This window comes from Streptomyces sp. NBC_01481 (assembly GCF_026339995.1).
Classification (GTDB): Bacteria; Actinomycetota; Actinomycetes; order Streptomycetales; family Streptomycetaceae; genus Streptomyces.
The window spans coordinates 232,984-245,936 of sequence record NZ_JAPEPT010000006.1 but is presented as its reverse complement, the minus strand read 5'-3'; the positions used below and the strand labels follow the sequence as shown (position 1 = coordinate 245,936).

The 12,953-nt window shown below is 71.7% G+C and carries 12 protein-coding genes and 2 pseudogenes; 4 read left to right on the top strand and 10 right to left on the bottom strand.

Features of this window, described 5'->3' with window-relative positions; translation table 11 throughout:
• Window positions 1-55: 55 nt before the first annotated feature.
• Window positions 56-319 (bottom strand): annotated as a pseudogene (locus OOK40_RS30960) (MarR family winged helix-turn-helix transcriptional regulator); the annotation flags it as partial.
• Between OOK40_RS30960 and OOK40_RS30955 the strand changes: the two are divergent.
• Entirely contained in the window at window positions 266-1,114 is an 849-nt protein-coding gene (locus tag OOK40_RS30955) for an SDR family NAD(P)-dependent oxidoreductase (protein WP_266488539.1), read from the top strand. The pseudogene OOK40_RS30960 and the gene OOK40_RS30955 sit on opposite strands and share 54 nt — an antisense overlap.
• 12 nt (window positions 1,115-1,126) lie before the next feature.
• On the opposite strand, the gene OOK40_RS30950 is transcribed toward OOK40_RS30955, so the two are convergent.
• A complete protein-coding gene (locus OOK40_RS30950; RefSeq protein WP_266488139.1) occupies window positions 1,127-1,816 on the bottom strand; it encodes an HAD family phosphatase in 690 nt (229 codons plus the stop codon).
• Window positions 1,817-1,841: 25 nt separating this feature from the next.
• Window positions 1,842-2,324, bottom strand: a complete 483-nt coding sequence (locus OOK40_RS30945; protein ID WP_266488138.1) for an Lrp/AsnC family transcriptional regulator — start codon at window positions 2,322-2,324, stop codon at window positions 1,842-1,844.
• Window positions 2,325-2,582: 258 nt separating this feature from the next.
• Here OOK40_RS30945 and OOK40_RS30940 point away from each other — a divergent pair, with 258 nt between their 5' ends.
• The 3 genes from OOK40_RS30940 (at window position 2,583) to OOK40_RS30930 (ending at window position 6,590) form a co-directional block, all read left to right on the top strand.
• Window positions 2,583-4,085, top strand: coding sequence for an FUSC family protein (locus tag OOK40_RS30940; RefSeq protein WP_266488537.1), 1,503 nt, complete (start codon window positions 2,583-2,585; stop codon window positions 4,083-4,085).
• A 243-nt stretch (window positions 4,086-4,328) separates the two neighbouring features.
• The gene (locus OOK40_RS30935) at window positions 4,329-5,468 is read left to right on the top strand and encodes a nitric oxide synthase oxygenase (protein ID WP_266488135.1); all 1,140 of its coding nucleotides are present in this window, start codon (window positions 4,329-4,331) and stop codon (window positions 5,466-5,468) included.
• 72 nt (window positions 5,469-5,540) lie between these two features.
• Window positions 5,541-6,590 carry a lactonase family protein gene (locus OOK40_RS30930; protein WP_266488133.1) on the top strand — a complete coding sequence of 350 codons (1,050 nt, stop codon included), beginning with the start codon at window positions 5,541-5,543 and terminating at the stop codon, window positions 6,588-6,590.
• Between the two features lie 98 nt (window positions 6,591-6,688).
• Here OOK40_RS30930 and OOK40_RS30925 read toward each other — a convergent pair whose 3' ends face one another.
• From OOK40_RS30925 to ddaH, 7 genes and pseudogenes are all read right to left on the bottom strand, one after another.
• A complete protein-coding gene (locus OOK40_RS30925; RefSeq protein WP_266488131.1) occupies window positions 6,689-7,606 on the bottom strand; it encodes a sirohydrochlorin chelatase in 918 nt (305 codons plus the stop codon).
• A gap of 95 nt (window positions 7,607-7,701) precedes the next feature.
• Window positions 7,702-8,703, bottom strand: a complete 1,002-nt coding sequence (locus OOK40_RS30920; protein WP_266488129.1) for an N-acetylglucosamine kinase — start codon at window positions 8,701-8,703, stop codon at window positions 7,702-7,704.
• Window positions 8,700-9,377, bottom strand: a complete 678-nt coding sequence (locus tag OOK40_RS30915; protein ID WP_266488127.1) for a uracil-DNA glycosylase — start codon at window positions 9,375-9,377, stop codon at window positions 8,700-8,702. The genes OOK40_RS30920 and OOK40_RS30915 overlap by 4 nt, the downstream gene beginning before the upstream one ends.
• A 34-nt stretch (window positions 9,378-9,411) precedes the next feature.
• Complete coding sequence (locus OOK40_RS30910; protein ID WP_266488125.1) at window positions 9,412-10,497, bottom strand: sialidase family protein; 1,086 nt, start codon at window positions 10,495-10,497, stop codon at window positions 9,412-9,414.
• A gap of 124 nt (window positions 10,498-10,621) precedes the next feature.
• Window positions 10,622-11,377, bottom strand: a complete 756-nt coding sequence (locus OOK40_RS30905) for an SDR family NAD(P)-dependent oxidoreductase (RefSeq protein ID WP_266488123.1) — start codon at window positions 11,375-11,377, stop codon at window positions 10,622-10,624.
• A 26-nt stretch (window positions 11,378-11,403) separates the two neighbouring features.
• Window positions 11,404-12,001: pseudogene (locus OOK40_RS30900) on the bottom strand (MFS transporter); the annotation flags it as partial.
• 126 nt (window positions 12,002-12,127) lie between these two features.
• On the bottom strand, window positions 12,128-12,940 hold the full coding sequence (gene ddaH, locus OOK40_RS30895) for a dimethylargininase (protein WP_266488120.1): 813 nt from the start codon (window positions 12,938-12,940) through the stop codon (window positions 12,128-12,130).
• Window positions 12,941-12,953: the final 13 nt, after the last annotated feature.

Genomic DNA, 12,953 nt, shown 5'->3' with positions numbered 1-12,953 from the left:
GGCAGGTTCGGTTGAGCTTCCTCGGCTGATTGGCCGACCCGTCCGGCCGTCCTGCTCAGGCGTTCTTGTTGGCCTTGAGCTTCTGCCACACCGTGCTGAGCGCTTCGAGATCCTCCGCGTCGAGGAGGTCGGTGAAGACCGGCGCAAGGCAGGCGCGTCGCGTCGCGTCGGCCTCCTCGAAGAGCCGCCGGCCCTCCGGTGTGAGTGCCACCTCGACGGAGCGCGCGTCCCGCGGGGACGGGGTGCGGGTGACGAGACCGCGGCTCTGCAGGGCGTCGACCACTCGGGAGACCTGGCTGCGGCTGAGCATGGTGCTGTCGGCCTGGCCACCGCCGTCGCCACGGCCAAGGCCGGCTGGCGGACCGTGGCGACCCTGCGCGACACGGGCCGCGCCGACGCGCTGCGCAAGGCGGCCGCGGACGCGGGGGTCGAGCTCGACATCCGGCAGCTGGACGTCACCGACGAGGCTTCCGTCGCCGCCGCGATCGACGGCGTGATCGGCGACCACGGCCGCCTCGACGCCGTGATCAACAACGCGGGTGCCGGACACCTCGGCACGCTCGAGAACGAGACCGTGGCCGACGGGCGTCGGGTCATGGAGGTCAACTTCTTCGGCGTGCTTCACGTCTCCAAGGCCGCCCTGCTCCACCTGCGCGCGTCCGGCGGCCGGCTGATCACCGTCACCAGTGTGGGCGGGGTCGTCGGGCAGCCGTTCAACGAGGCGTACTGCGCTGCGAAGTTCGCCGTCGAGGGCTACATGGAGAGCCTCGCGCCGGTGGCGGCCAAGCTGGGCGTGACCGTCTCCGTCGTCGAACCCGGAGCCGTGGCAACCGAGTTCGTCAACAACCTCGGTGTCGACCCGGAGGCCGCCGTCGCCGCAGCGGGTCCGTACACCGACGCGCTGCGGGCTTACGTGGACCGCACTGTCTCGCAGTTCCTCAGCGGCGCACAGACCCCGGCCGAGGTCGCGGAAAACGTCCTGGAGACGCTTGTGGCGGACCGGCCCGCGTTCCGTGTCCAGACGTCCGACTGGGCCCGCGCCTTCACCGGCACGAAGCTCGCCGACCTGGACGGCTCGGCCGTGCAGGGCCTCACCGGCGGGTGGGTCGGCTGACTCCGCGCGGCGTCAGGCCTGTGCCGACCGCAGCCAGTCGTACGCCGCCCGCGCCGTGAACTCGCCCTGCCCGCCGGCGAAAAGCAGCCCCGCCGCCCCGAAGGCCGGTTCGCCGGCCGTCTCGGGGACGTAGGGAACGGCGATGCAGCGCATGCCCGCCGCATGCGCGGCCGCCGCGCCCGGAGCCGCGTCCTCCAGGACCACGCAGTCGGCGGGAGCGGCACCCAGGCGGCGCGCGGCCTCCACGAATACGTCGGGCTCCGGCTTGCCCCGCGCGACCTCCTCCGCGGAGACGGCCGTGGTGATGAACGCGTCCAGACCGGTGCCCGCCAGGACCGCCTCGATGGCGGCGCGTGAGGAGCCCGAGGCCACCGCCATCGGCACTTCCTCCGTGTGCAGCAGCTCCACGAACTTCCGCATCTCGGGGAACACGTCCGTCGAGGCCCGGGCCAGCTCCAGATAGTTCCGGTTCTTCCCGGCGAGCAGTTCGTCGACCGGAGCGTCGATCCCGTACTCCCCGCGCAGGATCTCCAGGGTCTCCCGCGTCCCGATGCCGATGAATCGCGTGTGGTGCTCCCAGCTGAAGTCCCCCACGCCGTACTGGGCCAGGAGCCTGCGCCCCGCCTCGTAGTAGTTCGGCTCGCTGTCCACAAGTGTTCCGTCGAGATCGAAGATGACCGAAGCGGTGCGCACGATGCCCATGCGCTCCAGGATGCCAAGGCGTGGCTCACCGTGCCGCGCCGGCCGCCCGGCCCACCGCCTCGACCAGCGGCAGCAGCCGGTGCGGCACCCGCTCGCGCAGCGCCATCTCGGTACGCGTGCGCACCACGCCAGGCAGCTGGATGAGCCGCTGGATGACGTCTTCGAGATGACCGTTGTCCCGCGCGGCGACCCTGGTGATCAGATCCCCGCCGCCGGTGATCGAGAAGGCCTCAATGATCTCGGGTACGGCGGCGAGCGCGTCGCCGACGTCGTCCAGATGCCCCTGGGTGACCTCGATATGGACGAACGCGAGCACCGGGTGCCCAAGCGCGGCGGGGGAGAGGTACGGGCCGGTGCCGGTGATCACGCCCTCCCGCTCCATCCGGTCGATCCGGGCCTGGACGGTGCCGCGAGCGATGCCCAGAATCCGGGCGTACTCACGCACGCTGGTGCGCGGCTGCTCCATCAGCAGCCGCAGGATCCGGGTGTCGAGAGCGTCCACCGCCATGGTCCGCTGGTCTCCCTCTGGTACGGATTTGCCGACTGGAACTGTACCAATGGCCCACCCCATGGCGGTCGAGTTGAGCCGGTGTCCTCCGTGATGCTTTCCTCTGGGGAGAGACGGCGCCGCGCAGCGCCGGAACGGCGACGGAGCCGGACCGGACCCGCGGCGCCTTTGCCATGTCCGCGGAGCGTGTCCGCGCAGCAAGTCGAACAGCAAGGGGGCGGGACGGCCGCGGTGAAGAGCCTGACCGGTGTGAAGAGGATGTTCGTCGCCCCCGATCCGGGGCGCGTACGGCTGCGCGTCTCGACACGCGCAGTGCTCGGCGTGAGCCTCGCGGTCGCCGCCGCCGAGCTCGCCGGTCTCTCCCTCGTCGCCTCCATCACCGGCGGTCTGGCAGCGATGCTCGCGCTGTTCACCGTCGCCGACACCAGCGTGCGCGGCCAGGCGGTCACCACCGCCCTGCTGCCCGCCGCCGGTTTCCCCGTACTCGCGCTCGCGACGACCCTGCACGATCAGCCGCTGCTGCGCGCCGCCGCCTGGCTCGCGGTGGTCTTCGGCGGTGTCTACGCCAGGCGATGGGGCCCGCGCGGACATGCGCTGGGGATCTTCGCCTTCATGATGTTCTTCGTCACCCAGTTCCTGCACGCGCTCCCGGCCCAGCTGCCGGAGCTGTACGGAGCGGTCGCGCTGGCCGTCACCGCCTCGTCGGCCGTCCGCTTCGGGCTGTGGTGCATCGAGCGGCGTACGCCTGCGCCCGCCGCACCGGCACCGCTCCCCGGCCGCCGACTCGCCCGCCTCACCACCCGCCAGGCCTTCCAGGCGACCTTCGCGTGCGCCGTCGCGCTGGCCGCCGGGCAGCTGATCTCGCCGGACCGCTGGTACTGGGCCGTCGGCACGGCCTGGTGGATCTTCGTCAACACCGCCTCGCGCGGCGAGACGCTCGTACGGGGCTTCCGCCGCGTCGTCGGGACCGTCACGGGTATCGCCGCCGGTCTGCTGATCGCCATCCCGCTCGCGGGCGCGCCCGCGCCCACCGCCGCCCTGGTCGCGGTGTGCGTCTTCGGCATCTTCTACACGGCCGCGCCCTCGTACAGCTGGATGATGTTCTTCGTCACCGTCATGGCCGGTCTGCTGTACGGACTCCTCGGTGTCCTGCATCCGGGCCTGCTGCTGCTCCGCCTCCAGGAGACGGCGGTCGGCGCCCTCGGCGCGGCACTCGGTGTCGCGCTGATCCTGCCTGTGACCACGCATGCCGCGACCGACGCCTGGATCCGGCGGGCGCTGAGTTGCGTCCACGGCTGCACCACCGAGGCTGCGCGACGGCTGGCGGGGGACGAGCAGGCCGACCCCGCGCCGCTCGCCGCCGAACTGGAGGTGCTGCTGGGGCGCGTACGGCTCTCCCTCGCGCCGCTCGTCCACCCGCTCAGTCCGCTGCGGGCCCGCAAGGCACGTGCCCGCCAGGTGATCGGGCTGCTCGACGACTGCGCGCGCGAGGTGCGCGGCCTGACCGCCGTGGCCGCCGACCCCGACGCGTCCCACGACGCACGGCTCGCCGCCGCGTGCAGCCGCGTCGAAGCAGCCGTGCACGCCCTGGTGCCGCCCGCCACCCGGCAGACGAAGGTCCACGCCCACTCCGTACCGGCGCCGCGGCACCACCCCGGGGCCGAGGCCGCGCTCACGCACCTTGAGGCACTCGAGCAGGCGCTCGGCGAACTCGACGCGCCCCTGCGTACCTCTCCGCGTGCCCCTCTCGTGCCCGCCTGACCTGGGGAACCGCCGCACAGCCCTTGGGCGGGGCACATTCCACCGGCACACACAGGGTAGATCAGTGTGTTCGGGGGGTAACCAGAGCGGCATCCACGTACGTCCTGTGGGACCCAGGGGGTGCGCACCATGCGGAAGTCTCTACTCAGGTATCTGCGCCGGAACGGAGCACGTGACGGAGCAAGTGGCGGAGCACATAGGGAAAGACCGGAGCCGGCTCCGTCTGCCGCGGCGCACTGCCCGGTGAGCCACACCGAGCCGCTCGCGTCCGCCACGGACACCGAACTGCGCAAGGAGGCCGAGGACTTCATCCGGCTCTTCCACCGGGAGGAGGCAGTGGGGGACCCGGAAGCCCGGATCGCCGCCGTACGGGCGGAGATCGACACGACCGGCACCTACCGCCACACCCGGGCCGAACTCGTCTACGGCGCGCGTGTGGCCTGGCGCAACAGCAACCGCTGCATCGGCCGTCTGTACTGGCGCTCGCTGCGCATACGCGACCGCCGGCACATCGACGACGCCGACTCCGTGGCACGTGAGTCCGTGGAGCATCTGCGGGTGGCCACCAACGGCGGCCGCATCCGCCCCCTGATAACCGTGTTCGCCCCGGACGCGCCCGGCAGGCCCGGACCGCGGATCTGGAACGAGCAGCTCGTGCGGTACGCGGGCTACGCCCCCGCACAGGGGCCCGCCGTCGGCGATCCGCGCAATGCCGGGCTCACCGACTTCGCACTCCGGCTCGGCTGGGCCGGCGGGCCCGGCACGCCCTTCGACCTGCTGCCCCTGGTCATCGAGGACGGCGACGGCAAGCCGCGCTTCTTCGAACTGCCGCGCGACGCCGTGCTCGAAGTGGAGCTGCACCACCCGGAGGAGAGCTGGTACGCGGACCTGGGGCTGCGCTGGCACGCAGTGCCCGCGATCGCGAACATGTGCCTGGAGATCGGCGGGATCTGCTACCCGGCGGCTCCCTTCAACGGCTGGTACATGGGCACCGAGATCGGCGCGCGCAATCTCGCCGACACCGACCGCTACGACCAACTGCCCCGTATCGCCGAACGGCTGGGCTTCGACACCGCCGACGACCGTTCCCTGTGGAAGGACCGGGCGCTGGTCGAGCTGAACCGGGCGGTGCTGCACTCCTTCGACCGCGCGGGAGTCACCGTCACCGACCACCACACGGAATCGCGTCGCTTCCTGACCCATGTGGACCGCGAGCAGAGCCGCGGCCGCGGCGTGGGCGCCGACTGGTCGTGGATCGTGCCGCCGATGTCGGGCTCCGCGACGCCCGTGTTCCACCGGACCTACGACCCGACGCAGTGGCGTCCCGCCTACGTGCACCACCCGGAGGCACAGGCGCGCGCCCGCGGCGAAGGGAGCGGGTAGAAGGATTGGTCTAGACCGACTGCTACTGTCGGCCCCGCGGCAAGCAACCAGAGGGCGGAGAGGGGACACGCTGTGGGCGAGGCAAGCGCGGGGCGGGCATTCATCGGGTCGTTCACCTCGGCCGGTGGCCGCGGGATAATCGCGGCCACCGTCGACGGGGAGACCGGCGGGCTGACGGAGACGGGAGTGAGCGACGCCCTCGCCGACCCCTCGTATCTCGCCCTCGCGATCGGGCTCCGCGGTCCGGTCCTCTACGCCGTCTCCGAGACGCAGGAGGGCGCGGTCGCCGCCTTCGACATCGACGGACCCTCGCCGAGGCCCGTCGGCTCCAGGGTCCCGGTGTGCGGCGAGGGGCCAACGCATCTCGCGCTCGCCGAAGGCCACTTGGTGACCGCCAACTACAGCTCGGGCAGCGTCAGCGTGCTCCCGCTCGGGACCGCCGGGGAGCCGGGCGCGGCAACCGGCGTCCTGCAGCACGAGGGCACGGGCCCCGACCCGGAGCGCCAACGCAGCCCGCACGCCCACCAGGTGCTGCCCGACCCGAGCGGGCGATGGGTGCTCGCGGTCGACCTCGGCACCGACAGCGTACGGATCTGCGCACTCGACCCAGTGGCCGGCGAGCTGACGCTCCACGGCGAGACCGCGCTGCGCCCGGGGACGGGGCCGCGCCACCTCGCCTTCCACCCGGCGGGCAGCCACGCCTATGTCCTGAACGAACTGGAGCCGACCCTCACCGTCTGCCGCTGGGACGCGGACGCCGGTGTGCTGGAACCACTCGGCGAGCAGTCCGTGCTGCCGCCCGGCCTGGCGGGGCCCGTCTATCCGTCCGAGGTGGTCGTCTCGCACGACGGACGCCACCTCTGGACCGCCAACCGCGGCCACGACAGCATCGCCGTCCTCACGCTCGACGAGACACGCGAGCAGGCGGAGCTGGTCACCACCGTGCCGTGCGGCGGACACTGGCCGCGCGATCTGGCCCTCGACCCCACGGGACGCAGGCTGTACGCCGCCAATGAGCGCTCCGGGGACGTCACCTGGTTCGACATCGACCCGGACACCGGCGTGCCGCACAGGGCGGGCTCCCTGGCCGCCCCTGCGGCTTCCTGCGTGATCTTCGCCTGAGCGGTACGGACGCCCGCACCCGGCCGCGTCCTGCCGAAGGGCCCGCACCGTTCGATGGTGCGGGCCCTTCCGCGCAGGTACGGCAGACCGCCGGACGGTCAGAGCGAGGGCGAGCCCTGAGGCGGGGCGATGCCCAGCGCGGTCGTGTACTGCGACAGGACCAGCTTGCCGATCGCCGGGTAGGCGCCGAGCGCCTCGGCGGCGGCGCAGCCGGCCTCCTTCGCAGCGGCGTCGAGCAGGCCCTCGGACAGCTCGGGACCGACGAGATACGGGGCAAGCGCGAGCTGCACCGAGCCGGAGCCACGCAGCTGCTCGGCGATCGCGCCGACCGCGCCCTGCTGGTCGAGCGCGGCAGCCATCACCGGCACCGCGAGGCGCGCGGCCAGCAGCATGCCGGTGATCCCGGCGGCCTGGACGGCCTCCTCGCCGCCGACCGTGGCCAGAATGATGCCGTCGGCGGCGGTGGCCACGGTGAACAGCCGGGCACGGTCGGCGCGCGCCAGTCCGGCCTCCGAGAGCCGGACGTGCAGGGCCTCGGCGAGCAGCGGGTGCGGGCCGAGGACATCGGTCAGCTCGGCGGCGGAACGGCTGTCCATGACGGCCTGGCGGATCCGGCGCATCAGGGCGTTGTCGGGACCGGCGAGGAGCGGCACCACCACGGCGGCGGGCCCTTCGGGCGCGGCCACTTCACGGCCGGCGGCCTTCGCGATCTCGTAGCGCTCGGTGCGCCGGGCGGCGTTCTGGGCGAGGACGGTCGCGAGCGTGGGGTACTGGGCGTCGTCGCCGTCCAGGTAGCCGATGCCGACATCGAGGCCGGGCAGCTCGGAACGGGCAATGCTTATGACCTCTTCGGCCAGGCTGCGCGTGGCGGGCGCGGGAGCGCCGGGCACGGCGAGAACCAGCGCGGGCGCACCCTCGGGAGCCGCCACGGGTTCCGGGCGGCGGTGCCGCCCTGACTGGCGGGGTCGCGGCATTCGTACAGGCAGGCCGGATGCCGGCCCAGTGGGGGAGCTCATGGCGCCGCATGCTACTGGTTTTGTGTGCTCCTCCGTTCGGGGAGGGGGCAGTCAAGCGTTATCTGTCCGCATTTATCCGATGAATGCAGTACGCCTCACCTGTGCGGCTCTGCCGGTGCGTGCAACAGCGTGGGATGGCGTGGCAGCAGCAGCGAATCGGTGGCGAGCGCGGCCGCCAGAAGCACCGCGCCGGAGAGCGGATCACCGGCCGCGGACACGAGCCGCGCATGGGGTAGTTGACCAGCCAGTTCTGCCCTCAGCGGCGTCAGGAGCGGCTCGCCCAGTTTCAACAATCCGCCGGTGAGGGCGACTTGGGATCCTTGCGGATCCTCCGACACGGGCGGGCAGGCGGCCGCGGCCGCCTCCGCGATATGCTGTGCGGCCGCCGCGAGGATCCCCGCCGACACCTCGTCACCGGCCGCGGCGCACCCGGCGACCTCCGGCGCGAAGGAGGCGAGCACCGCGGGCCGGTCGGAGCGCGGATACAGCAGTCCCGGCAGCTCCTGTGCCGGACCGAAAACCGACTCCATCCTGGTCAGCAGCCCGGACGAACCGCCACGCCGCCCGTCGTGGGCGCGCAGCGCGGCCTCCAGACCGGCCCGGCCGATCCACGCCCCGCCCCCGCAGTCGCCCAGCAGATGGCCCCAGCCGTCCGCCCGGTGCCACGCCCGAAGATCCGTGCCCGTCGCGATCATGCCGGTGCCCGCGGCGACCACGGCTCCCGGGCGCTGGCCGAGTGCCCCCGCGTACGCGGTGACCGCGTCGGCGGCGAGCGCCAGACGCCGTACGCCCAGCGACCGGTCCAGTGCGGCGGGGAGTTCGGCACGCAGGGGGCCGCCGAGCGTCGCCATCCCGGCGGCGCCGATCGCGACGGCCGACAGGGAGCCACCACCGGTCCGCTCCAGCAGCGCACGAGCCATCGGAAGCAACTGATCCAGCAGATGCTGCGCGTCGATCCCGCCGCTGCCCGTCCGCACGGGTTCGTGGGACTCGGCGGTCTCCAGACGCCCCGGATCGGCCGCGTCGGCAAGCGCCGCGCGCAGCCCGGAGCCGCCGGAGTCCACCCCGAGCACCCACTGGCCGCGGCGAACGGTCACGGAAGCCGCCAGTCGACCGGCCGCGCCCCCTGGCGTTCGAGGAGTTCATTGGCGCGGCTGAAGGGGCGGGAGCCGAAGAAGCCGCGGTCGGCGGACATGGGGGAGGGGTGCGAGGACTCGATCGCCGGGAGATCGCCGAGCAGCGGACGCAGATTGCGGGCATCACGTCCCCACAGCACGGACACCAGCGGCTTGCCGCGCGCGGCAAGCGCCACGATGGCCTGCTCGGTCACCTCTTCCCAGCCCTTGCCGCGGTGGGCGGCGGGCTTGCGGGGCGCGGTGGTGAGCGCCCTGTTGAGCAGCAGCACACCCTGCCGGGTCCAGGGCGTGAGGTCGCCGTTGGCCGGCCGAGGGTGTCCCAGGTCCGCGTGCATCTCCCGGAAGATGTTGTCCAGGCTGCCGGGCACCGGCCGCACATCGGGCGCCACCGAGAAGCTCAGCCCCACGGCATGCCCTGGCGTCGGATACGGATCCTGACCGACGATCAGGACACGCACGTCTTCGAAGGGCTGCTGGAATGCCCGCAGCACATTCGGTCCGGCCGGCAGATAGGTGCGTCCCGCGGCGATCTCCGCGCGCAGGAAGTCGCCCATCCCGGCGATGCGTTCGGCCACCGGCGCGAGGGCGTCCGCCCAGCCCGGCTCGACGATTTCTTTCAACGGTCGTGCTGCCACGGGGCGTCACTCTACTGGTGCGGCGATGCCCGTCTCACGCCATGGCCACCGCCCGAACACAGAGCACATCCGGCAGATGGGAGGCGAGCAGCTGCCAGCTGTCACCGTCGTCCGCGCTGGCGTACACCTCGCCATTGCGATTGCCGAAGTACACCCCGGCCGGATCCGAGTCGTCGGTGCACAGGGCGTCGCGCAGCACGGTGCCGAAATGGTCGCCCTCGGGCAGCCCGGCCGCCAGCGCCTCCCAGCTGCTGCCCGCATCGTTCGTACGGTAGACGCGACAGCGGCGCCCGGCGGGCACGCGGTCCGCGTCGGCCGTGATCGGGAAGACATAGGCCGTGCCGGGGCGGTGCGGATGGGCGGCCACCGCGAATCCGAAGTCGGACGGCAGGCCCTCACCGATGTCGGTCCACTTGGCGCCCCCGTCGTCGCTTCGGTACACGCCCCAGTGGTTCTGCAGATACAGCCGGTCCAGATCGCCCGCGTCCTGCGCGATCTTGTGGACGCACTGGCCGAACTCCGGGTCGGGGTCGGGCAGAAAGACCGCCGACACCCCCTGATTGGACGGGGCCCAGCTCGCGCCGCCGTCCTTGGAGCGGAACACCCCGGCCGTCGACACGGCGACCGTCACCGACTCCGGATCCCTGCGGTCGGTCACCACTGTGTGCACCGCCTCACCGCCGCCGCCCGGCACCCACTGGGAGCGGCTCGGGTGCTCCCACAGCGGCCGTACGAGCTCGAAGGTCTCGCCGCCGTCGTCCGAGCGGAACAGCGCGGCGGGCTCCGTCCCCGCGTACACCACATCCGGCGTGGAAGGACCGGCCGGATGCAGCTGCCAGACCCGCTCCAGCGAGGCTCCCGTGTCCTTGGGGAATTTCACGGCCGGTTTCGGCGGCTCGATCCATGTCGCGCCGAGGTCGTCGGAGTGGAACACCGAGGGGCCCCAGTGCGCGCTGTCGCCCCCGACCAGCAGTCGGGGCACGGAACGGCGGGTGTCGATCCCGATCGAGTACACGGCCTGAGCGTTGAAGTGCGGGCCGTCGAACTCCCATGTGCCGCCGCGCCTGCGGCCGATGAAGAGCCCTTTTCGTGTGCCTACGGTCAGAAGTACATCGGTCATGGCCTACTGCCTCCAGGACGACTCTGTCGCGGATACGGGCCAGTCTGCACCTGCCCACTGACAGTGGCTCGTGGACGGGGCTTCGTGCAGGTCAGCCCGTTGGGGATGTTGGTGAGTGAGGGCTTCAGTCGACGACCGAGCCGCCTGTGATGTTGAGAGCCGTAGCGGTCATCGAGCGGGCCATGTCCGAGGCGGCGAAGACCGCCGCATTGCCCACGTCGTCCAGCGAGGCCGCCCGCCCCAGCATCGTCTGCCCGGCGATCTCGTCGGTGATGGCATCTCGGTAGTCCAAGCCCTCGGGGATCGTCTCGGGCACGCCGCCCGTCTGGAGCGTGAGGACGCGGATGCCGTGCGGCCCCAGTTCGACAGCGAGATTCCGTCGAAGCGACTCCATGGCTCCGAACGCCACCTGGAACCCGCCCATCAGGTGCGCGCGGGGCGGGTCGCCGTAGCCGCCGAACGCAAGGATCACGCCGGACTTCTGCAAGATCATGTGCCGAGCCGCGGACCTTGCGGTCAGGAACATCGCGCGTACGGCGTTGTGCACGGGACGCTCGAAGTCCGCCAGGGAGATCTCGGTGAGCGCGATCCCCTGGACCTCCCCGAACGAGATGAGGCTGAAGGAGACATCGAGGCTCCCGGCCCGCTCGACCACCGCGTCCGTGAACCGGTCCACCGCCGCCTCGTCGAGGGCGTCGACCTGATCCGTGTCGGCCCGGCCGCCGGCGGATCGGATGGACTCGGCCACCTCCTCCAGGCCCTTGCCGGTGCGCCCGGCGAGATGGACCCGGGCTCCCTCGCGGGCGAAGGCGCGGGCGACCGCCCCGCCGATCGCGCCGCCCCCTCCGTAGACGACGGCGTTCCTGTTCTCGAGCAACACGATGTACCTCCTTGGTACGGACGTCCTCAGTGGAGACGTTGCCTGGGTCCGGAACTCATCGGTGCCGCGCGGGTGAGCCTGCCGGAGCGGTTCAGCCTGCGCAGTGCCGCGGCGCAGCCGAGCCCGAGGCTGAGAAGCGCGAGCCACGGCAGCGCCGGGACACCGGCTGCCCGCGAGGCATCCAGCGACGCGCCGGTGAGCAGATTCCCGAGGGTGATGCCGATGCCGCAGACCGTGTTGCAGAGCCCGTAGTGGGTGGCGACAAGGCGGTCTCACGAGAGCCGGACGATGGTGTCCATCTCGAAGGGGTACGTGATCATCGTGCCGAATGCCAGCAGCAGCGCCGAGAGCACCGGTGGCACGCAGGCCGACAGCCACCCACCGGCTCCCCCTGTGGCACAGACAGCGGTGCGGCGGCGAGCAGTGGCTCGAACGCGGCGCCCATCGTGACTAGCCCCCAGGTGAGCGCCCGTCCGGGAGCCATCCTCGCCGCGCACCACGCGGTGACCCGGGTCTGGAACAGGATGGTGCTCAGACCCGACGCCGCGAACAGCAGCGCCGTGGCCGCCGGCCGGCCACCTCGCCGCCGGCCGGCCGGACCTGAAGCGGCAGCGCCAGAAAGAGGTCGGCTACGCACGCGCGCATGCGCGGCTCTACCGAACGGGCGAGGGGCAGCGCGTTCCGGCGATGTGCCGGAACGCGCTGCCCCGTGGCGTGGTGCCTGGCCCCGCCTTAAGGAGGAGTCGAACGCTACCCGCGGAGCTCCTGAGTGCAGCACTTCGCCCCGCCGCCCGCCTTTCGGAACTCCGAGAGATCCACGGGAATGGGCTCGTAACCGTGCGCCGCGACGCTCTCCATGAGGCCCGTCGCGTCCTGCGCCATCACCACATGGCGGCCGTCCGATATGGAGTTGAGCCCAAAGGCCAGCGCGTCATCCCGGGTGGATATGACGGCGTCGGGGAAGAGCTTCTTGAGGACCTTTTGGCTGCCGTTCGAGAAAGCGCCCGGATAGTAGGCGATGTTGCTGTCGTCGAGCCCGAAGAGTGCCGTGTCCAGATGGTAGAAATGCGGATCCACCAGATGCAGGCTCACGGTCGGCGTGCCGAAGAATTCCTGCGCCTCGTGGTGAGCCGCGGGGAGGGTACGAAATCCCGTACCCGCGAGAATGAACCCGCCCACCGGGGTGAAGTCACCTTCCCCTTCGCAGGTGTGGGACGGAACGAGCGTCTCGAAACCGGCGTCTTCGAACCAGGTCCGGTAGTGGCCGGCCTCCGGCTGCCGCTGCGGTGCGTGGAATTGCGCGCCGAATGCCCGGCCGTCCAGAACGAGCGCCGAATTGGCCGCGAACACCATGTCGGGAAGATCCGCGACCGGCTCCACCGTTTCGACGGTGTGCCCCAGCTCGCGATACAGGGATACGAGCGCGTCCCACTGCTTATGGGCCAGCGGGACGTCGACCGGCTCCAGTGAAGTCATCCAGGGGTTGATGGCGTACCGGACGTCGAAGTGCTCCGGAGGGCAGACAAGGTACCGGCGCTGCTTCGCAGTTCGGGTGGGCGGCATCCTCGGCTTCCTT

What these genes read in the sequence shown, in the direction of transcription:
- OOK40_RS30950 (WP_266488139.1), bottom strand. Translation starts at nt 1,816, where the DNA reads ATGGGCATCGTGCGCACCGCTTCGGTCATCTTCGATCTCGACGGAACA.
- OOK40_RS30945 (WP_266488138.1), bottom strand. Translation starts at nt 2,324, where the DNA reads ATGGCGGTGGACGCTCTCGACACCCGGATCCTGCGGCTGCTGATGGAG.
- OOK40_RS30940 (WP_266488537.1), top strand. Translation starts at nt 2,583, where the DNA reads ATGTTCGTCGCCCCCGATCCGGGGCGCGTACGGCTGCGCGTCTCGACA.
- OOK40_RS30925 (WP_266488131.1), bottom strand. Translation starts at nt 7,606, where the DNA reads ATGAGCTCCCCCACTGGGCCGGCATCCGGCCTGCCTGTACGAATGCCG.
- OOK40_RS30910 (WP_266488125.1), bottom strand. Translation starts at nt 10,497, where the DNA reads ATGACCGATGTACTTCTGACCGTAGGCACACGAAAAGGGCTCTTCATC.
- ddaH (WP_266488120.1), bottom strand. Translation starts at nt 12,940, where the DNA reads ATGCCGCCCACCCGAACTGCGAAGCAGCGCCGGTACCTTGTCTGCCCT.